The 21518-nt window shown below is 33.0% G+C and carries 16 protein-coding genes; 8 read left to right on the top strand and 8 right to left on the bottom strand.

Annotated features, from left to right (window positions below; all coding sequences use genetic code 11):
* Positions 1-4: 4 nt before the first annotated feature.
* Positions 5-2230, top strand: coding sequence for a CRTAC1 family protein (locus Q4Q40_RS09880; protein WP_303301633.1), 2226 nt, complete (start codon positions 5-7; stop codon positions 2228-2230).
* A gap of 515 nt (positions 2231-2745) precedes the next feature.
* Here the strand turns inward: Q4Q40_RS09880 and Q4Q40_RS09875 are convergent.
* Both Q4Q40_RS09875 and Q4Q40_RS09870 read right to left on the bottom strand, forming a co-directional pair.
* On the bottom strand, positions 2746-3108 hold the full coding sequence (locus tag Q4Q40_RS09875) for a hypothetical protein (protein WP_303301632.1): 363 nt from the start codon (positions 3106-3108) through the stop codon (positions 2746-2748).
* 119 nt (positions 3109-3227) lie between these two features.
* Entirely contained in the window at positions 3228-4508 is a 1281-nt protein-coding gene (locus Q4Q40_RS09870; RefSeq protein WP_303301631.1) for a 3-deoxy-D-manno-octulosonic acid transferase, read from the bottom strand.
* A gap of 114 nt (positions 4509-4622) precedes the next feature.
* Here Q4Q40_RS09870 and Q4Q40_RS09865 point away from each other — a divergent pair, with 114 nt between their 5' ends.
* The 5 genes from Q4Q40_RS09865 to Q4Q40_RS09845 all read left to right on the top strand — a co-directional run bounded on the left by Q4Q40_RS09865 (position 4623) and on the right by Q4Q40_RS09845 (position 13567).
* A complete protein-coding gene (locus tag Q4Q40_RS09865; RefSeq protein ID WP_303301630.1) occupies positions 4623-5780 on the top strand; it encodes a DegT/DnrJ/EryC1/StrS family aminotransferase in 1158 nt (385 codons plus the stop codon).
* The gene (galE, locus tag Q4Q40_RS09860) at positions 5773-6798 is read left to right on the top strand and encodes a UDP-glucose 4-epimerase GalE (RefSeq protein ID WP_303301629.1); all 1026 of its coding nucleotides are present in this window, start codon (positions 5773-5775) and stop codon (positions 6796-6798) included. Before Q4Q40_RS09865 ends, galE begins: the two co-directional genes overlap by 8 nt.
* A 219-nt stretch (positions 6799-7017) precedes the next feature.
* On the top strand, positions 7018-8619 hold the full coding sequence (locus Q4Q40_RS09855; protein ID WP_303301628.1) for a helix-turn-helix domain-containing protein: 1602 nt from the start codon (positions 7018-7020) through the stop codon (positions 8617-8619).
* A gap of 323 nt (positions 8620-8942) precedes the next feature.
* Positions 8943-12068 (top strand): SusC/RagA family TonB-linked outer membrane protein, encoded by a 3126-nt coding sequence (locus Q4Q40_RS09850; protein WP_303301627.1) that lies wholly within the window; start codon positions 8943-8945, stop codon positions 12066-12068.
* 17 nt (positions 12069-12085) lie between these two features.
* Positions 12086-13567 carry a RagB/SusD family nutrient uptake outer membrane protein gene (locus Q4Q40_RS09845; RefSeq protein WP_303301626.1) on the top strand — a complete coding sequence of 494 codons (1482 nt, stop codon included), beginning with the start codon at positions 12086-12088 and terminating at the stop codon, positions 13565-13567.
* A 181-nt stretch (positions 13568-13748) separates the two neighbouring features.
* Here the strand turns inward: Q4Q40_RS09845 and lspA are convergent, their stop codons facing one another.
* From lspA to Q4Q40_RS09820, 5 genes are all read right to left on the bottom strand, one after another.
* Positions 13749-14270, bottom strand: coding sequence for a signal peptidase II (gene lspA / locus Q4Q40_RS09840; RefSeq protein WP_303301625.1), 522 nt, complete (start codon positions 14268-14270; stop codon positions 13749-13751).
* Positions 14267-15166 (bottom strand): ACP S-malonyltransferase, encoded by a 900-nt coding sequence (gene fabD, locus Q4Q40_RS09835; RefSeq protein ID WP_303301624.1) that lies wholly within the window; start codon positions 15164-15166, stop codon positions 14267-14269. The genes lspA and fabD overlap by 4 nt, the downstream gene beginning before the upstream one ends.
* Before the next feature lie 118 nt (positions 15167-15284).
* The gene (locus tag Q4Q40_RS09830) at positions 15285-16844 is read right to left on the bottom strand and encodes an NAD(P)/FAD-dependent oxidoreductase (RefSeq protein ID WP_303301623.1); all 1560 of its coding nucleotides are present in this window, start codon (positions 16842-16844) and stop codon (positions 15285-15287) included.
* An 80-nt stretch (positions 16845-16924) separates the two neighbouring features.
* Positions 16925-17443 (bottom strand): DinB family protein, encoded by a 519-nt coding sequence (locus Q4Q40_RS09825; protein WP_303301622.1) that lies wholly within the window; start codon positions 17441-17443, stop codon positions 16925-16927.
* A gap of 4 nt (positions 17444-17447) precedes the next feature.
* A complete protein-coding gene (locus Q4Q40_RS09820; RefSeq protein WP_303301621.1) occupies positions 17448-18179 on the bottom strand; it encodes a pyridoxamine 5'-phosphate oxidase family protein in 732 nt (243 codons plus the stop codon).
* Between the two features lie 29 nt (positions 18180-18208).
* On the opposite strand from Q4Q40_RS09820, the gene Q4Q40_RS09815 reads away from it, so the two are divergent.
* Entirely contained in the window at positions 18209-19705 is a 1497-nt protein-coding gene (locus Q4Q40_RS09815; protein ID WP_303301620.1) for an aminotransferase-like domain-containing protein, read from the top strand.
* A gap of 265 nt (positions 19706-19970) precedes the next feature.
* Here the strand turns inward: Q4Q40_RS09815 and Q4Q40_RS09810 are convergent, their stop codons facing one another.
* Positions 19971-20870, bottom strand: coding sequence for an MBL fold metallo-hydrolase (locus Q4Q40_RS09810; RefSeq protein WP_303301619.1), 900 nt, complete (start codon positions 20868-20870; stop codon positions 19971-19973).
* A 156-nt stretch (positions 20871-21026) separates the two neighbouring features.
* On the opposite strand from Q4Q40_RS09810, the gene Q4Q40_RS09805 reads away from it, so the two are divergent.
* Complete coding sequence (locus Q4Q40_RS09805) at positions 21027-21392, top strand: winged helix-turn-helix transcriptional regulator (RefSeq protein WP_303301618.1); 366 nt, start codon at positions 21027-21029, stop codon at positions 21390-21392.
* Positions 21393-21518: the final 126 nt, after the last annotated feature.

Genomic DNA, 21518 nt, shown 5'->3' with positions numbered 1-21518 from the left:
GGCTATGAAGCAAATGCTTGCTTTTTATAAAAAACCTTGGGTTTGTATTCTTAGTTTATGTCTGTTTTTTGGATGCAAGGAGGAGTCAACCATGCAAGAGTTACTTAAGAAAGCATCCAAAGAACATTTTTTTACTCCAGAGAATGACTATGCATCTTCGGTTAAGGTGGCATATTTTGATAGTATTATTAAAACGGTTCCAGCCAATAAAAAAAGCAGTTTAAATTTACTGAAGGCAGAAGCATTGTTATATGCTGGAAAAACAAAAAGGGCGATTGATATACTAGAACCCTTATGGGATAGACGTTTAAATGGTCCTATAAATTATGATTTGGAACCTCGCGAAGAAGAAAAGATAGGGCCTTTGTTAGCTGTTGCTTATTTACGAATGGGAGAACAGCAAAATTGCCTGCATCATCATGAGGCTTCCGCCTCCTGCATTATTCCTATCGATCCCAAAGGATACCATCATGCAAAAGAAGGCTCAAGAAAAGCCATAGTAATGTTTGAGAAAATGTTGAGTTATAATTCTCATGATTTTAATAGTCGTTGGCTGTTGAATATTGCATATATGACCTTAGGAGAATACCCAGATGGAGTACCCGAAAAATGGGTAATCCCAGAAAGTGTTTTTAAATCGGACTACCCATTAAAAAAATTTAGAGATATAGCTCCTAAATTAGGGTTGAACATCAATGAGCTTTCGGGAGGTATTGTGGTAGACGATTTTAATAATGACGATTTATTAGATGTATTGGTCTCCAGCTGGTTTCCTTCGCATCTCCTGAGGTATTTTGTTAATAATGGTGACGGTAACTTTACCGAAAAAACACAAACAGCTGGTGTGACTGAGATTGGAGGAGGATTGAATATGGTGCAGGCAGACTATAATAATGATGGCTTTTTAGATGTGTTTGTTCTTAGAGGAGCCTGGTTAGGTAAATTGGGAAAACATCCAAATTCTCTATTACGAAATAATGGGGATAATACGTTTACAGATGTGACCATAGAAGCAGGGTTGCTTTCGTTTCATCCAACACAAACAGCAACTTGGGCAGATTTTAATAATGATGGATGGATAGATCTATTTATAGGGAATGAGTCTGAACCAAATAATATACATCCTTGCGAGCTATACATAAACAATGGAGATGGTACTTTTTCCAATAAAACTAAAAGCGCAGGACTTACTGTGAGCGATGCTCATAATGCTTATTATGTAAAAGGAGTTACTACGGTCGATTTTGACAATGATGGTTGGATGGATATTTACGTGTCCAATTATAAAACATCTAGTAAAAACCTATTATTCAAAAATACTGGTATGGATGAAGTAGGAGAGATTCATTTTAAGGAAGTAGGAACAAGTATTGGGATAGGAGAAACGTTCTCTAGTTTTCCCACTTGGTCTTTCGATTACGATAATGATGGCTGGATGGATATTTTTGTAGCAGGCTACAAAAGGAGTGGTTATGGAGATCCCATATCGGCAGATATTACTAAAGAATATCTAGGTTTCCCTCATCAGGCAGAGACCATGCGTCTCTACAAAAATAATGGTGGCACTTTTTCCGATGTGTCAAGTGAAGTAGGATTGAATAAGATCGGATATGCCATGGGAGCCAATTATGGCGATTTGGACAACGACGGCTATCTAGACATATATTTAAGTACAGGAGAGACGGGTTTTGAATCCATTATTCCGAATCGTGTGTTTCGAAACTCGTATGGAAAAACCTTTCAAGACGTTACAACAGCTGGAGGGTTTGGTCATTTGCAAAAAGGGCATGCTGTCTCTTTTTCAGATATTGATAACGATGGGGATCAAGATATACATGTTGTTATGGGTGGTGCTTTTGAAGGTGATAATTTTTTTAATTCTGTATATGAGAATCCTTATCAAAATGAGAACAGCTGGGTGAAATTTATTTTAGAAGGAACAAAGGCTAATCGTTCTGCTATAGGAAGTAAATTGGCAATAACCATTATAGAAGCTGGGCAAGAGCGGGTCATTTTTCACTCTATTGGTTCTGGAGGCAGTTTCGGGAGCTCAACATTAAGAGCAGAAATTGGTTTGGGTAAAGCTTCAGAGATAATTAAACTAGAATTGACTTGGGCTGGAAGCGGTACGCGCCAAATATTTGAAAATATTAAATTGAATACGTTTTATAAAATAATAGAAGGCAATCCGCAGATAAAAGAGGTTTATTTGAGACCAATACCTATGTAAACTGAAAATAATTTAACTTGAACCTGACGTAAATTAAAAAAACAAATAATGTTTTGTCATGTCGACAGAGCGAAGCATGAGTGACGAGACATCTCATAAAGGTGAGATTCCTCCTCGTACCTCATTCGGAATGACAAAAATACATTATTTATAAAGATGAGATTCCTTCTTACAAGCTACACTTTATGCCTTCAAAGAAAATATATTTTGTTTTCTAACGTGAATTCGACGTAAATTAAAAAAAGGTAAATAATGTTTATATTGTTGATAGATAGTATTTTGTCATGTCGACAGAGCGAAGCATGAGTGACGAGACATTTCATAAAGGTGAGATTCCTCCTCGTACCTCATTCGGAATGACAAAATTACATTATTTATACACGCAAATTACTTATTATCAATGCTTAATATGTCGAACGGACGTTTCTATACTCCTCTGTGCCAGAAATACATATAAACAAAAAAGACTGCTAAATGTAGCAGTCTTTATTTTTGTCTAAAAGATATTGTTGGTATTAATGACCAGCTTCTTTCTTTATTTCATCTACTTTGCTTTTTGCAGCATCAGCAGCGCCTTCTACTGCTTTACCAGCAGCGTCAGCAGCACCTTCTGCAGCTTCACCAGCAGCATCTACTGCTTTGTCAACTGCTTCTCCAGCAGCATCAGCAGCGCCTTCTACTGCTTCACCTGCAGCGTCTGCAGCACTTTCTACAGCTTCACTTGCAGCATCGGCAGCTTTATCAACTGCTTCACCAGCAGCATCAGTTGCAGCTTCTATAGCGTCTCCAGCTTCGTCAGCTTTTTTTGTGTCTCTACAAGAAGTAAAAGATAAACTTAGTACAAGTAGTAAAGCGGTACTTAATAATAATTTTTTCATTGTTCTTTGTTTTAGTGTTAATTATTTGAGTATTAAAATACTAGTTACGAATTTAACAACTTTTGATAGATTTTAAGAATTTTATGTTAATTTTTTTAACAATAACTCTATAAAATACCTTATATACGCAGATAATCTATAATTTGGATGACAGCACCTTTATTTTTTTTAATATAATCGCCATTATTTTTTCCAGAAGACAAGCATTTTTCCTTGTTTTGAATCAAGTCGTTTAAAATGCTATCAAACTCTTTTTGGTTGGAAACAGAAAACATACCATGAATAGCTATCATTGCTTTTGCTTCTGGAAATTTTTCGTGATTAGAGCCAATAATAATAGGAACAGAAAATACAGCAGGTTCTAAAGTATTGTGTAAACCAGTATGTCCCATTGCGCCACCTACATAAGCTATATCTGCATAACTGTAAACTTTTGAGAGAATTCCAATAGTGTCAATTATAAAAACTTGAGCATTAATTAATTGTTCATCATTTTTTTTGGAATACAATACAGATTTGGTATGTAATTTTTCTTGAATATTATTTATTTGTGACGCTTTTATATTATGAGGAGCAATAATAAATTTCACATTTTTATGACTGCTGGAATTAATATAATTGATCAATAAACTTTCACCTTCGGGCCATGTGCTACCTGCAACCACACATAGTTTATTGTTTTTAAAGGTTTTGATAAAACTTAAGTTGTTATTTAATTCTAACTGACTAAAAACTCGATCAAAACGAGTATCTCCACTAACAGTTACTTCGTTATAGCCTATAGATTGAAGCAACGTTTTTGAAACTTCATTTTGTGTAAAAATGTGCTCAAAAGTGAATAAGGCACGTCTCAATTCTGCACCATAAAATTTAAAGTAAGCTTGATTTTTTCTAAAAGCTGCAGAAATTAAGATAGCACGTAGCTTTCTCTTTTTTAATTCATTTAAAAGATTAGGCCAGATATCATATTTAACAAAAATAGTAAGCTCTGGGTTAACAATATTTACAAATCGTTTGGCATTGTGCTTAGTATCTAGAGGTAAGTAAACAATAACATCTGCAATAGGCGAATTTTTTCGAATTTCGTAACCAGATGGAGAAAAAAAACTGAGTACAATTTTGTGCTGTTTATATTGTTTTCTTAGTTCTTTAAAAACAGGAAGACCTTGTTCGTATTCGCCTAAAGAAGCACAATGAAACCATAAGGTTTTATTATTGGGGTTTAAATTACTTTTAAGAATCTTAAAAGTGTTTTGGCGACCAATAACGCCCTTTTTAATTTTCTCATTAAATAGAGAGGCGCATTTTAATCCAAAATGAGCTATATGTATGCCTATGTTATAAATAAAACCCAATTCTTTTCTTTGCAGCAAAAATACATTTCTTTGAAACAAATTCATTGGTTAACGTCAATGAATTTTGTAATTTCGTAGGCTGTTAGCCCACAGAGGGTATTCATTAAAATTAGTCTTGATTATTTACTTAAAAAAATAAAAGACTGCAATTTTTTTTAGATGAAAAAAATTCAAATGGTTGACCTTAAAGGTCAGTATAATGATATAAAAGATGTCATTAATCCTTCTATTCAGGAAGTTATAGAAAACACTTCATTTATTAATGGTCCTAAAGTTCATGAGTTTCAAAAAAATTTAGAGCAATATTTAGGCGTTAAACATGTGATTCCTTGTGCTAATGGTACAGATGCGTTGCAAATAGCGATGATGGGATTAGGTTTAAAGCCTGGTGATGAGGTTATTACTGCCGATTTTACTTTTGCAGCAACTGTAGAGGTGATCGCATTATTACAATTAACTCCCGTTTTGGTTGATGTTAATGAAGCTGACTTCAATATAAATATTGAAGCCATTAAAAAAGCCATCACCCCTAAAACAAAAGCCATTGTTCCAGTACATTTATTTGGTCAGTGCGCTAATATGGAAGCAATAATGGAAATTGCTGAAGCACATAATTTATTTGTAATAGAAGATAATGCACAAGCAATTGGAGCGTCCTATACATACAAAAATGGTAGTAAAGCTAAAGCTGGCACCATAGGGCATGTAGGGTCCACTTCTTTTTTTCCGTCTAAAAATTTAGGCTGTTATGGAGATGGTGGTGCTATTTTTACAAACGACGATGATCTTGCTCATACTATTAGAGGTATTGTAAACCATGGTATGTACGAACGTTACCATCATGATGTGGTAGGTGTTAATTCACGTTTAGACAGTATTCAAGCAGCAGTTTTAGATGTTAAACTACCACTTTTAGATCATTATAATAAAGAAAGACAAAATGCTGCTAAAAAATATAGTAAGGCATTTGAAGGGGTTGAAACTATTATAACTCCAGAAATATCAAATGACTGTTCTGAGGATTGCGAAACAGGTTGCGATTGTCATGTTTTTCATCAATATACATTAAGAATAAAAGGGATAGATAGAGATGCATTGGTAAAACATTTAAATGCAAATAATATACCTTGCGGTGTGTACTATCCTATTCCGCTTCATAGTCAAAAAGCATATAAGGATGCAAGATATAATGAAGAAGACTTTAAAGTAACAAATCAATTAGTTAAGGAGGTTATCTCATTACCAATGCATACTGAGTTGGATGATGAACAAATAGAATATATTACATTAACAATTATTAAATTTATAAATGGATAAAATATTAGTTACTGGGGGATTGGGGTTTATAGGATCGCATACTGTTGTTGAATTGCAAAATAAAGGTTACGATGTTGTAATAATTGACGATCTATCTAATTCTACAATTAAAGTTTTAGATGGTATAACAGCTATAACTGGTAAAGCTCCTCTTTTTGAAAAGTTAGATTTAAAAGATAGATCTGGTGTTGAAGCTTTCTTTAAAACACACAATGATATAAAAGGTGTTATTCACTTTGCAGCGAGTAAAGCTGTAGGCGAAAGCGTAAAAGAACCTTTGTTGTATTACGAAAACAATATTGGAACTCTGGTTTATATTTTAAAAGAATTGCAAAAATTACCATCAGCGAGTTTTATCTTTAGTTCTTCTTGTACTGTATACGGACAAGCAGATGAGTTACCAATAACAGAAAGTGCACCAGTAAAACAAGCAGAGTCTCCTTATGGAAATACAAAGCAAATTGGTGAAGAGATCATTAGTGATACTTGTAAAGTGTCCCCTAATTTAAAAGCTATTGCTTTGCGTTATTTTAATCCAGTTGGAGCACACGAATCAACTATGATTGGTGAGTTACCAATCGGCGTGCCTCAAAATTTAGTTCCTTTTATTACGCAAACAGCTATGGGTTTACGTAAAGAATTATCTGTTTTTGGAGATGATTATCCAACAGACGATGGTACTTGTATTCGAGATTATATTCATGTGGTAGATTTAGCAAAAGCGCATGTTATTGCTTTAGGTCGTTTACTTCAAGATAAGAATAAGTCAAATTATGAAACGTTTAATTTAGGGACAGGAAAGGGGAGTTCTGTACTGGAAGTTGTTCAGGCTTTCGAACGCGTTTCTGGAGAAAAATTAAATTATAAAATTGTTGATAGAAGAGAAGGCGATATTATTTCGGCTTATGCAGATACCAACAAAGCTAATGATGATTTAGGTTGGAAAACAGAATTATCTTTAGATGATGCGATGCGTTCTGCATGGGCTTGGGAACAAAAGGTAAGAGCAGAAGAATAGTCAAGTTGCTGTTAAGGATGTGTTGTAAAGTATTGTCCTTTAGGTAGTTGTTTTTTTTTAAAAATAACTTAAAATTAGTAGTTAAAAAGGGTATATTATTATCGGGGATTACCTTTTTAAGTTTTTTTTAAGAATTATAAATGCCTTTATTTATAATTTCATGGTAAGTTCGTTTTGCTATAAAATAGCATGTAATATACACTCTCAATCGATTCAATAATGTTATATAACTCAAAAATATTACTTTTTGTTTTATGCTTATTTGTTGTAACACCTAACAAATTAGTTGCATCTCCAGAATTAAATAGTAACTCCAATTTATTTTTAATACAAATAGATAGTTTAATTAAGCAGAAAAATATCAGTAATGATATGACGAAGTTAGAACTATTAGTATTATATAATGATGCTTTATTCGAAAAACACCCAGATTCAGTCAGTATATTTAAAAACTTAGCGATAATAAATGCCGATCTTAATCAACCAAAAGATGCTTTAGTTTTTACTAAAAAATATATTAATAATACGCTGGATTTTTCAATTTTAAATGATGGCGCATACAATGTTATTAGTGACTCGGAAGAATATGAAACCTTATCTGAAGATTACCGATTGCAATTAGACTGGCTTACATTTTTATTTTTATATGTTGCCTTAATTGGTTTTTTCTTTACTATTATTCTTAGTTTTTCTAAAAAATCTAATAGACAAGCTAAATTATTTATTGGTGGTTTTGTAGGCGTACATTCTTTATTTATTCTAGAGTTTGTACTGTATATTTCAAATTTTCAATATAAAGTTCCGCATACATATTTAATGGCATCTGCTGCGGCACTTTTATATGGCCCTTTATTATATTTATATTTTAAAAGTGTTATCTCAGACTTTAAGTTTAGAACTAAAGATTTATTGCATTTTTTGCCAAGCCTTATTTTAATTTTGTTTTTGTTTCCAATGTATTCACTTTCAGGAGATGAAAAGGTTAAAATAATGTTGGATATAAACGTTGTTTATAACAGTAATAGATATGTCATTTTTATTTCAAAAGTTTTATCACTTACAATATACGCGATTTTAATAGGTAGAGATCAGTATTTGTATGAAAGAAAAGAAAATCATTCTAAACATAATAAAGTACAAACGATTAATAAGTGGAAGAAGACTATTTATAAAATACATATAGTGTATTTGATTTCGTATATTATTTATGGGTTGCCTGTTAGCGGATTGTTAGCTTCTTTTCCTTACTTTATTAACTATATACAAGTAAGTATTATGTCTATTATGGTTATTTATTTATCATATATGGCATATGTACAACCTGAAATTTTTAAACAAGAGTGGACTAATTTATCGGAAGCTAGTAGACTATCCATGGAAAAATATCAAAAATCTGGACTTACTAATGCTTTGTCGAAAGAACTCAAAGAAAATTTGATAAAATTATTTGTAGAAGATAAAGTATACAAAGAAAACAATATAAATCTCGAAATATTATCTGAAAGACTTAATACGACACGACATAATACGTCTCAAATAATTAACGAGCATTTTAATATGAATTTTTTTGAGCTTATAAATAAGTTTAGAATAAAAGAAACAATTAACATTCTTAAAAATGATACTTATGGGAACCTTAATATTATTGATATCGCTTATGAGGTTGGTTATAATAATAAAGTAACGTTTAATAAGGCATTTAAAAAAGAAACATCATTAACACCTTCAGAGTTTATAAATTCACAATTCAAAAAGAATGTTTTTGTTTTAGGAATTAGTTTGGATGGATTACGTTCTCAGTCAAAGCAAAATAAATGCTAATAGCATCGCTATTGAGAGCCTAAGACGACAAGCCAAAGGGTAGAATTTAAACAGTTCTTATAGGTAAACATGAAGTAAACTATCTTCGGTAAGGTAAGGTATTATAAGAATTACCGTTAAATCTCCACTTTATCCTTTTTTTTACCATTGCAATTGTAAAAGGTTAAGGTAGTAATAGAACTTTACTTAAAATATATAAGATTCTTCTAACACTTTAAATTTCATTTAGTAGAGTATAATTTTTTGAATTAGTCACTTAAAAAAAAATTACTGCCTTCCTTTTTCAATCTGCATCGGACTAACTCAAAAAAACATTTAATTTTATGAAAGTAAGAAACTACTATTTAGTACCATTACTTATGGTATTTAGTATGGTATCGTCGTATGCTCAAGAAACGACTATTTCTGGTAAAATTGTGGATAAAGACAATTTATCATTGCCAGGGGCAACCATTGTAATTAAGAATACCACTAACGGAACTTCATCAGATTTTGATGGGAATTATTCAATTAAAGTAAATCAAGGGGAAACACTACAGTTTAGCTTTGTAGGGTATGTCAATCAAGAGATTGTTGTTGGATCATCAAGTACTATTAATGTTACCATGCAGGAAGATGAAACAGCTTTAAAAGAAGTTGTTGTAATAGCATACGGTACACAAACAAGAGAATCTATAGTTGGATCTGTTGGAGTTGTTTCAAGTGCTACTATAGAAACACAGCAAGTAACATCGCCATTAAGAGCACTACAGGGAGCCGTACCAGGATTGAGTTTATTAACAGAAGGAGGGCAACCTGGAAGTAGTCCTGTTATTAGAATTAGAGGAGTGTCAAGTGAAAGTTTAGAAAGGGGTCCACTAATTGTAGTAGACGGAGCAGCTTTTAATGGAGATCTTAGTACCATAAGTCAGGATCAAATAGCCTCTGTTTCTGTATTAAAGGATGCATCTTCATCAGCTCTATATGGTTCAAGAGCAGCAGGAGGCGTTATCTTAATTACAACTAAAAAAGGACATATTGAGTCTGCTCCTAAAGTAACATTAAGATCCCAAATAGGGCTATCTAATCCAACAATTGGGATTCACAATTTAGCAGCACCAGAAGATTATTTAAAGTTGACTTGGGAAGCTTTAAAGAATACAAACCAATATGAAAACGGTCAGACGGCTTCCGTTGCCGCTCAAAACGCAACAAATGGGTTAATTGATCATTTAGGATATAATCCATATAATACTGCAAATCCAATAGATGTTAATGGTAATTTAGTATCAGGTGCTAATTTATTATGGGATTCTAATTGGAAAGAAGAAATTATTAAAGAAGATTATCTTAGAGTAAATCATAATATTAGTATAACTGGCGGCAGTGAAAAAACAACATATTTCATGTCTTTGGATTATTTAAATGAAGAGGGACCAGTAATGCCTTCTAATTTCGAGAGAGTATCTTCAAGATTAAATATAGAAACGCAAATAAAAGATTGGTTTAAAGTAGGGCTTAACTCTAGTTTTTCTCGTTCTCGTTCTAATACTCCAGATCAAACAAGCGGTAGTACAACCCAAGTGATTTCCTGGATTTATGGGTTATCTAGTATGTATCCTATATACGCACGTGATGCTAACGGTAATTTAATAAGAGACACTTTTGGAAACCAAATATTCGATTTAGGAAACGGACTCGTTACCGGTCAAGCAGTAAATAGTACAAGACCTGTTTTTAATGGTGAGAATATTTTAGCGAGTTTAACTTTAGGAAAAGAAAGAAGAGTACGAACTAATTATTTGGCAAATATTTTTGCTGAAATAAACCTTTCAAAAAACTTAACCTTTAAAACGAGATTGAGTTATGAGAATTTTATGTTTGATTCTTATAGTTTCGATGATGATAAAATAGGATCTGCATCCGAGGTAAATGGGCGCGTATCACAAAGTCGAAACATAACAACGACCCTTAATGCTATTCAATCTTTAAATTATAAAAAGAGTTTCGGAAATCATAATCTATCTATAGATGCCATTACAGAAGCTTATACAGATACGCAGGATAATTTATTATCTCAAGGGACTGGTTTTTTACCAGGGGTAGAAAACTTAAACGGAAGTACGTCACCAGAATCTGTAAGTGGCGCTATTGTTACATCAAGAATTAATAGTTACCTAGGTAGAGTTAACTATAATTTTAACGAGAAATATTATGGTGAGTTTTCAATGAGAAGAGATGGGTCTACACGTTTTAGCCAAGATCTTAGATGGGGGAATTTCTTAGCAGGTGGTGCGAGTTGGATTGTGTCTAAAGAACATTTTTTAAAAGAAAACAACACACTTACATTTTTAAAACTTAGAGGATCTTATGGTGAATTAGGAAATAATAGAACAACCAATCGTTTTCCTTATCAATCTGTATTTCAAACAGGTTCTGTTAACGAAGGAAACCCAGGAATTTTATTAGAAGGGGTATCGGATGAAAATTTAAGATGGGAAAAAATAGCATCTTTAAATGTTGGAGCAGATTTCGAATTATTTAATGGAATACTATCTGGTACTTTAGAATACTATAATAAAGAATCGGTAGACTTAATTATGAATAAACCTTTTGCCCGTTCTATAGGAATTAATAAAGTTTTAACAAACATAGGTTCCATTAAAAACTTTGGTTGGGAAGCGTCTTTAAGGTCTGTTAATTTTAATTCAGATGATTTTACCTGGACTACTGGGGTTAATTTTGCATTAAATAAAAACGAATGGACTAAATTACCTCAAGAAGAAATTTTAGATGGGTCTAAACGTTATGTTGTTGGAGGTTCCATTTTTGACTTTTTCATCAGAGAATGGGCTGGCGTAGATGCTGCAGATGGTCGTGGTATGTGGTACATGGATGTACTAGATGCAAACGGTAATGTTACAGATAAAGTAACAACGAAAGACTATGGTGAAGCAACAAGATACGACCAAGGAAAATCTTCCTTACCAGATATAGAAGGAGGATTCACTTCTTTTGTTAGATATAAGCAGTTTGATTTAAATGTATTATTCAATTTTAGTTTCGGAGCTTATTTGTTAGATTCTGATTATTCTTCACTTATAAACCCTTTCGAAAACCCAGGAGGAAGCGCACATCCAGATAATTTTAATGCGTGGCAAAACCCAGGCGATGTTAGCGACTTCCCATTATTATTAGCTAGTAATAACGATCATTCAGCGCGTTCAACGCGTTTCCTGTTTAAAAATGATTACGTGAGATTAAAAAGTTTAACATTTGGTTATAATCTTCCGCAATCAGTTATTGATAGAATGAGATTAAGTAAACTAAGGTTCTTCTTGCAAGCTGATAATATTTTTACTTGGCAATCGCATAAAGGGATCGATCCAGAACAAGCATTTAATGGTATTACTAGTAATAGATCGCCATTATCAAAAACTATTACATCTGGGATTATTTTAGAATTTTAATCGAAAAAATAAGGAAAATGAAAATATATAATAAATTAAATATAACATTTCTACTGGTTTTAGTAGTTACTTTTTTGTCTGGTTGTTCGAAAGATTTTTTGGATGAACCTAAAAATACGGCGGGTATTTCTGGAGATATTGTTTTTACAGATAGAGATATCGTACAGGCTTTTATAACTGGTATTTACGCTAGATATAAAGGGCAATGGGATGATGATTTAACAAATGACAATCTTCCTGAAGGCGAGGGCAATGATTCTAATGCGGATACAGGTGGTTTATATGCCATGTATTTTGCAAGAACAGTTAAAGGAAACGATATAATTCAGGCGCCATCATGGTTTTTGTTTGATTATTCTCATGAAAATAGAGGAACTACTTTTAGGAGAACAAGTTTTACATGGACTTTTAATTATGAGATTATAAATTATGCCAATGTATTGATTAAAGGCGTTAGAGAGAGTCCAGATTTAAATGAAGCAACGAAAAAAGAATTTACAGCCGTAGCTAAAGCCATAAGAGCTTTTCACTATTTTCAATTAGCTTTAGAGTTTGCCCCTAATTATAATAATGATAGAACAGTAACGCGAATTCCTATTTATACCGAGCCAGCTACAGTAGAGTCCATTGGGAATCCTCCAAGCCCGTTATCTGATGTGTATAATTTAATTTTAACAGATTTAAAAGAAGCTATTCCAGATTTACCAGAAGATAGATTAGGTAAAAGTTATATTAACAAAGCAGTTGCTAATGGGTTTTTAGCTCGTGTGTTATTAGTGACCCAAGATGATTGGGAGTTAGCTTCTTCTGCAGCAAAAGCAGCTTATGGGAGTAATGCTTCCACTGCAGTTGTATCTTCAAACTGGGATGCAGGTTTTAACGATTTAACCGACCAAGACTGGCTTTGGGGACATTTTCAAGATGGATCAAACGAATCTAATTTCTTTTGGATGGCACCTCATGTTTTTATGGATCACTTATCAATATCATTTCTAGCAACTTACGTAAATACAAATTTTAGAGATACGTTTTCCGATACAGATGTTAGAAAATTATTTCAAGATATTTATGATTCTGAAACACCTTATAGAGAATTTGTTACTACGAAGTTTGCTTTTTCATTTGAATCAGACGTTCCTTTAATGAGAAAGTCCGAAATGGTATTGATTGATGCTGAGGCTCAATATAACTTGGGTCGTGAGCCTGAAGCTAGAGATTTACTATTTGCATTACAAAGTGAGCGAGATCCGAATGCTACGTTATCTTCTAATTCTGGAAGTGCACTTATGGATGAGATTTTATTAGAAAGACGTAAAGAGTTGTATGGAGAATTAGGCGTAGAGTGGTTTGATGCTAAAAGAATGAGAACACCTATTAATAGAGATGATGTACATAGAGTGGTTGTTAATGTGCCTGCAGATAGCGAATTGTTTTATTTAAATATTCCACAATCGGAAATAGATGCTAACCCAAATATGGATGAGAGTCTAAATCAATAATTAGTAAAACAACTTTGTTACATATTAATAAGAGGTCAAAAAGTGTCATTCTGAATGAAATGACACTTTTTGACCTCTTTTATATATAAATTTTTAAAACGGACTAGCCTTGAGGCAAGCTATTATGGAATAGGTTGCTTTTGTTATGAAAAAAGGAAGGTCTACAAAAATAGTTTTAGTCTTATAATTCTTCTACAGGTGCTTTCTTTTTCTTAAAACTAATAATAACTAAAATGATCATGCCTGTGGTTACAGATAAGTCAGCCATATTAAAAATACCAGTTCTAAATACGCCTCCTAAATCAATAAAAAAGAAATCGGTAACAGAACCATATATGATACGATCATAAACATTAGCTAAGCCACCACCAATAATGCTAGAGAAAGCAAAAAGAGAAAGCGTATCTAAGCTTTTATCTTTGAAAATATAACGTAGTACAAAACCAAGTACTACAATTGGTAAGATTAATAATAAGATGATTCTAAGTGCGGGATTTAAATCGCTTCCCATACCTAGAAAAGCACCAGCATTCTCAACATTCATCATTATAAAAGTATCCCCTATTAAAGAAATACGTTCACCAGCATTAATTTCTGTGCGGGCTTCTATATGCGTTCTAACAAGTGCTTTAGAAATTTGATCAACAGCAATAGTTAATATAATAACGAGTATAATGTAAATGGAGCGTTTAGATAATTTCATTTAGCTATACTAGTTTCAAAGGTTGCTGATACTGTTTGAGATTCTCTATTAATTTTCTTTACCAAACCTTGTAATACTTTACCAGGGCCTACCTCAGTAAACAATGTAGCACCGTCTGCAATCATTTGTTGTACAGATTGTGTCCAGCGTACAGGAGCAGTTAATTGCGATATTAAATTAGCTTTTATAGCAGTCTCATCTGTAACAGCATTTGCCGTTACATTTTGATAAATAGGGCAATTAGGTTTACTAAATACGGTGTTTTCTATAGCTGCTGCTAATTCTTCTCGAGCAGGCTCCATTAATGGTGAGTGGAAAGCACCACCTACAGGCAATACTAATGCACGACGCGCTCCTGCATCTTTTAAAGATTGACAAGCTATATTTATAGCATCAATCTCTCCCGAAATTACTAATTGTCCTGGACAGTTATAATTTGCAGCTACAACAATACCTTCTGTTACAGCACATACTTTTTCAACAATACTATCTTCTAAACCTAAAACAGCAGCCATGGTACTTGGTTGTAATTCGCAAGCTTTTTGCATGGCCAAAGCACGTTGAGATACTAACTTTAAACCATCTTCAAAATTTAAAGCGCCATTTGCTACCAACGCAGAAAATTCTCCTAGTGAATGTCCAGCAACCATTTCTGGCTTAAAGGTATCTCCTAAAGTTTTTGCTAAAATTACAGAATGTAAAAATATGGCAGGTTGTGTTACTTTAGTTTCTTTAAGGTCTTCAGCAGAACCTTCAAACATGGTATCTGTAATATTAAAACCAAGGATATCGTTTGCTTGTTCAAATAATTCTTGAGCTAAAGGGGAGCTTTCATAAAGATCTAAACCCATTCCTGAAAATTGAGCACCTTGACCTGGAAATATATAAGCTTTCATATTGTTTGTAATTATTGTTTTTCGAGCTGCAAAAATAGAAATAAAATTTGTAAAAAGAGATAATACCAGCTATCACTCAAAATAACCCGTATAATTTGCTTTTGAAAACGAAGCGATCTTATTTTCTAATATTAATAGCGGCTTCCGCACAACGTTCCCCATCCATAGCAGCAGATACAATACCGCCAGCATAACCACCACCTTCTCCGCATGGAAATAAATTAGAAACTTCGGGGTGTTCTAATTGCTCGTTTCTGGGAATGCAAACAGGCGATGAGGTTCTGGATTCGACACCAACGATGTTAGCCTCGGCAGTATAATAACCTGTCATTTTTTGTCCGAAAGCTTGAAATCCTTTTCTAAGTCTGCTTCCTATTAATTTTGGTAATAACGAGTGTAAAGGTGCCGATTTTAATCCTGGCTGATAGGAGGAAGCGTTCAAATCGTTCGATAGTTTACCTTCTACAAAATCTGTTAACCTTTGTGCTGGTGCAACCTGACTTCTGCCTCCTGCGGTAAAGGCTAATTTTTCTAAGTTTTTTTGGTATTCTAACCCTTTTAAAGGACCAAATTGTTCATATTTATACAAATCTGCATCGGCATTGATTTCAACAACAATACCCGAATTTGCATACAGATTATTTCGTTTAGAAGGTGACATACCATTTACTACAACTTCACCATTTGCTGTGGCTGCAGGAACTATAAACCCACCAGGGCACATACAAAAGGAATAGACGCCTCTGTCGTTTACCTGATTTACTAAACTATAAGAAGCAGCTGGGAGTAATTCATTGCGTTTACCACTACAATGGTATTGAATAGAATCTATAATGTGTTGCGGATGCTCTACCCGAACACCCATTGCAAAGGATTTTGCCTCTAAGGCTATTTTCTTTTTATGTAATAAATAAAAAATATCACGAGCCGAATGTCCTGTAGCTAAAATAACGCTGTTAACAGCTAATTCTTCACCATTTTGAAGTTGAATAGCTTGTATTTTATTGGCTTTTATAATAAAGTCAACAACTCGGGTTTCAAAATGAATTTCGCCACCATAATTTAAAATGGTTTCTCGAATATTCTGAACCACTTTAGGTAATTTATTGGTTCCAATATGCGGATGTGCATCTACCAGAATTTGATCGGTAGCACCATGAAATACTAAGTTTTCAAAAATTCTACGCACATCACCTCGTTTTAAACTTCGGGTATAAAGTTTTCCATCACTATAGGTACCTGCACCGCCTTCACCAAAGCAATAATTAGAATCCTCGTTTACAAAATGGTCTTGGTTTATGGCTTTTAAATCGCGTCGCCTGTCCTGCACATTTTTACCGCGTTCTAGTACAATAGGTTTGTATCCTAATTCGATACAGCGTAATGCGGAGTACATGCCAGCAGGACCAAACCCAACAATATGGATGGGTTTTGCTTTAGAAACATCTTTATAATCAAACTTATATGCTGAGGTTTCAGGTAATTTTTCTCTAATATAAACGGCAACTTTATAGTTGAAGATTATTTTTGGTTTTCGAGCATCGATAGATTTACGAAGTACTTTTATGCCTGTGATATCTTCCTTGTCGATATCTAAGGTATATGCCGACTTAATTATTAGAATATCATTACGTGCTTCGTCTTTAAGTGAAATACGAAGCTGAATCTCTTTTACCATGACGCAAAATTACTCAAATTTCAGAGAAGATTTTTCAAAACACAAATAGTATTGTGATTAAGAGAAAGGTTTTTCTAAAGTTATCCCCGTGTAAAGTAACGTTCATTTAAAATGTTAAGATGATGTTTTGCATGTCCGATAATGGTAAATCCAATAGCAAGAACGCTTATTTTTATTTCGGAACAAATACCAGTTTCATGAAGTGTACTTTTATCAAAACTTTCAAATAATATGGTAGTTGATTGTCTCACTAGTCTAAACTCTTTTAGTAAACTATCTATACTTCTATTATTAGCCTTAGCGTTTTTAGCATATACATTTTCATCAAAACCTTGTAAAGTGTTTGGCTCTAGTCTAGAGATACATAAAGCTCTGTATGCAAATATTCTTTCAGTATCAATAATATGTTGAAGCATTTCTTTAGGGGTCCATTTATTTGATTCGTATCTGTATGTTTGATGCTGAATTAGTTTTTCGGTAAAGCTTTCAAAAATAGTTTCACTGTTTTTTAAACCATCTATTAAATCCGTATTAGCATCAACTAATGCGATGTACCTGTCAAAGTAGTTTGGACTGAATTTTAAGTCGGATGTTTTCATTATTTTATACTTTGTTTTTTTTATAATAGGTTAATATATGTTTTGGGGTCTTTATTTCTTTTGGTAATAAAGCATCATTAATAGGAGGTTTTGCTACCTGTTTTAAAGGTATCATACCTGCCCAAACGGGGAAGTCTAAATCACTTTTTTCATCAACAACGCCTACATCTCTAATTTTAGCCGATGCGGTTTGTATTTCCATTTCCAGAACTAAAGTACTATTAAATTCTTTTAGATTCATAGGTCTTAGTGCATCCCAACGATCGGGAATCATATGATCTACAACACATTTTAAAGCGGCTTCTTTTGTTTCCTTATTTTCAACTTTAACAACACTGGTAAATAGCGTCGCCGATCTGTAATTTACAGAATGATGAAATCCAGAACGGGCTAATATAAGCGCATCTAAATGCATGATGGTCATACTCGCTTCTTTGGCTTCCAGAAGTGCTAATAACATGCGATTTTTTAGAGAACCGTGTAAGTATATTTTATTTTCTATTCTGCCATAAGCCATAGGTAAACAAATGGCTTTTCCTTTATAATTGTAACTTACATACCCCACAAATCCTGCGTCTAAAATATTATTTATTTGTTCTACATCATAAACGGCCCTTTTAGAGCCTCGTTTTACTTTGTTTAATTCTGATGTTCTATACGTTGACATAACTGTTCGATTTGATTGATGCTTGTTATTTAAAACAAAATTAGTAGATTTATGGAGTATTGTATTCATCCAGAAATCATTTTTTAAATAGTCCAGTTATGATTCCTTATAAAACCATTATAGAAATTGATAGAGCTAATAAACAACCAGTTTATATTCAACTTACTAATCAGTTTATCGATTTGATCAAGAAGCAAATCCTTCCTCCAAAAACGAAATTGCCAGGAAGCAGAACGTTGTCGGATTTAATAGGAGTACACAGAAAAACGGTAATTGCTTGTTACGAAGAACTCACTTTACAAGGTTGGATAGAAAGTGTTCCCCAAAAAGGAACCTTTGTTCATAAGGATATTCCGATGTTGCAGCAACAGAAATGGGCTGAAAAAAAGGTTACTAGGGATAGTAATGAAACGGGTTTTGATTTTAAGCGAAACACTCTGTTAGACCGAAAACTTCCTCAAGATTATACAAATGATTATATGTATGTTAATGATGGTGTTTCTGATGACAGACTTGCACCAACTAAAGAATTAGCTGTTATTTATAGAAAAATAACGAATAAAAAAAATACACTTAAATATATAAATTATGGAACTACTTACGGTAATCCAGAATTAAGGGACACTTTAGTTGGTTATTTGAATGACACCAGAGGATTGAATATTACCAGAGATAATATTCTTATAATTAGAGGGAGTCAGATGGGAATGTATCTAACATCTCAATTGTTAATTGAAAACCAAGATTATATTATTGTTGGAGAAACCAATTATAGTAGTGCAGATACGACATTTGAATTTGCTAAAGCGAAGTTATTAAGGGTTAAAGTGGACGAAAACGGATTGGATACAGCTGCCATAGAAAAGTTGTGTAAAAAGTATACTATTAAAACGGTTTATACAACGCCACATCACCACCACCCAACAACGGTTACGCTCTCTGCACAGCGGAGAATGCATCTTTTAAATTTAGCTAAAACGTATCGTTTTGCTATTCTTGAGGATGATTACGATTACGATTTTCATTATAACCATGCGCCTATTTTGCCTTTGGCAAGTCATGATAAGCATGGAAATGTTGTTTACATAGGTTCGATTTGTAAAACGGTAGCCCCAGTGTATAGAGTTGGTTACTTAATTGCATCAAAAGATTTTGTTGATGCATGTGCCAAATTGCGACGTTTTATAGATAGGCAAGGGGATGCTATTTTAGAACTAACATTTTCTAATTTTATTAAAGAAGGGAGTTTAGACAGGCATATTAAAAAAGTAGTTAGAATATATAAAGAACGCCGTGACCTTTTTTGTGATCTTCTTAAACAAGAAATGAGTGGTTATATTTCTTTCGAAATTCCAAAAGGAGGTATGGCACTATGGGTAACCTTGAATAAAAAGTATTCGTGGGATACGGTTACAGAAATGGCGAAACAACAAAAACTCATTATTTCTGAATGGCAGCGTTATGATATGGGAAACATTAAACATAATGCTATTAGAATAGGGTTTTCATGTTATAATGAGGTTGAAGCCAGGGAGTTTGTTAGACGGTTTAAAAAAACGATGGAGGCTATTGACGCAAAAGAATCTTTTAGCTAGTAGTTTGAGAATTTAGGTTTGTAAGGTGGTGAGGTGTTGCTTAACGTTTTGTATAAGAATAGTAAGGGATTAAACTCACTTACTTTCGGTTTAGCACTGAGCCAAATTTACAATTTTCTTTAAATAAATAATCCGCAAAATCATGAATTTTGCGGACTTTATAAGATGCACTAAACTTTGGGTTAAGCACTGAAACCATTATTGTTTTTACACTTTGTTATGCATTTTATTCTATATATTGATGCTGTTAATGAAGCAGATAATTCTAATTACTGATGAGTTGCTTGTAAGATAATATATCTCCTTCGTTTGGTATAAATATGTTCTTTTTTAAGTTTTCATTTTTGATGTATTCTTTCAAATCGCTTTTACTTAAACTGCAATGATTTATTGCATCCATATGAACAGCAATTATTTTTGAATTAGGTAAAAGTTTTATTATGCTTTTTAGTTCGGCCTGTGTTAAAGTCATAGTAATGTGTGGGGCTAAAACTGGATTTTTTTCTGTAAATTGGCATTCTCCAGTATTTGCTACAATCAATTTTGGATTTGTTTTTCTTAAACTATTAATCAGTAGGTCATCCAAAATAGCATCTCCCGTTAAAAACAATGTTTCATTTTTTGCCTTTAAGAAGAAGGAAGAAGATTTTCCAAATGGTTCTGCACCAGTTGCTCCTTTATGGTGGCTGGCTAAGAATCTTGATATACTTATTCCTTTCCAATTGAAAACACTATCAATCACTTGAATATTTGAAAATCCTTTTTCTTTTAATTTCTTATCATCTCCTGGCTGACAGAATATTAATGTGTTTTTTTGTAGAAGTCTTTCTGCATCAAGGTCAAAATGGTCAGTATGATAATGTGTAAGCAGTACTGCATCTATATTTTCCAATATTTTGTTTTTATCTATTGGTAATGGAATTAGTGGGTTTTTATTCTTATTTGAAAAAGGCATAGGTGGCTCGGTACTTACGTCAGATAATGTTGGGTCGACAAGTATATTGATGTTGTCAAAAGTTACAATGATACTTGCATTCCTTATTAGTTGAATTTCCATTGTACTATTAACTTCCGTTGTGTTTTTTGAAATACTCTCGGTTGAAGTACAGTTTGATAATGCAAATACAATAATCAGAATTATTGAAAGTGTTGCTATTTTTCTCATTTTAATTTTCCTTATTTTAATTATTTACTTAATAAAGTACAAAGATATAATTTCACAATCTTTTATGGAAGAACCTACTTTTTAGTATGGTACATACTTAATTGTATGTAATGAATGAAATCAGTACCTTTGGGGACAAATTAATTTTAAAAAAATATGAAAGAACCAAAAGAACACTGTCCATTAACAATGGCTGTAAAGGTAATTAGTGGTAAATGGAAATTGTTTATACTTAGTGTATTAGCAAATGGGGAAATAAAAAGGTATGGGGAAATTAGAAAAACTTGTGAAAATATAACTGAAAAAATGCTTACGAGTCAATTAAGAGAATTAGAAAAAGATGGTATAGTTTTTAGAAAGGTATATGCTCAAGTACCGCCTAAAGTCGAATATTCATTAACAGAGTTAGGTCAAAAATTATGTCTAATTTTTGACCCACTTTATGAATGGGGTATTGATTATATTAAGGAAATAAGACCCGACCAATTACATATTATAGCTACTAATGGTTATTGTGACTAATGATTATTATACTCAACCAAATTCGGGTTCATTTATTTTCCTTTTAGTAGTGGAATTCGAGTGGTTTTTTATTCTGGCTATTGCTTTTATAGCTTGTTGGTGGTAGTGTTTTATCCTATAGCATTT

Source organism: Flavivirga jejuensis (assembly GCF_030540765.1).
Classification (GTDB): Bacteria; Bacteroidota; Bacteroidia; order Flavobacteriales; family Flavobacteriaceae; genus Flavivirga; species Flavivirga jejuensis.
Note: the sequence above shows the minus strand (reverse complement) of the source record. Positions and strands in the feature narration are given on the sequence as shown.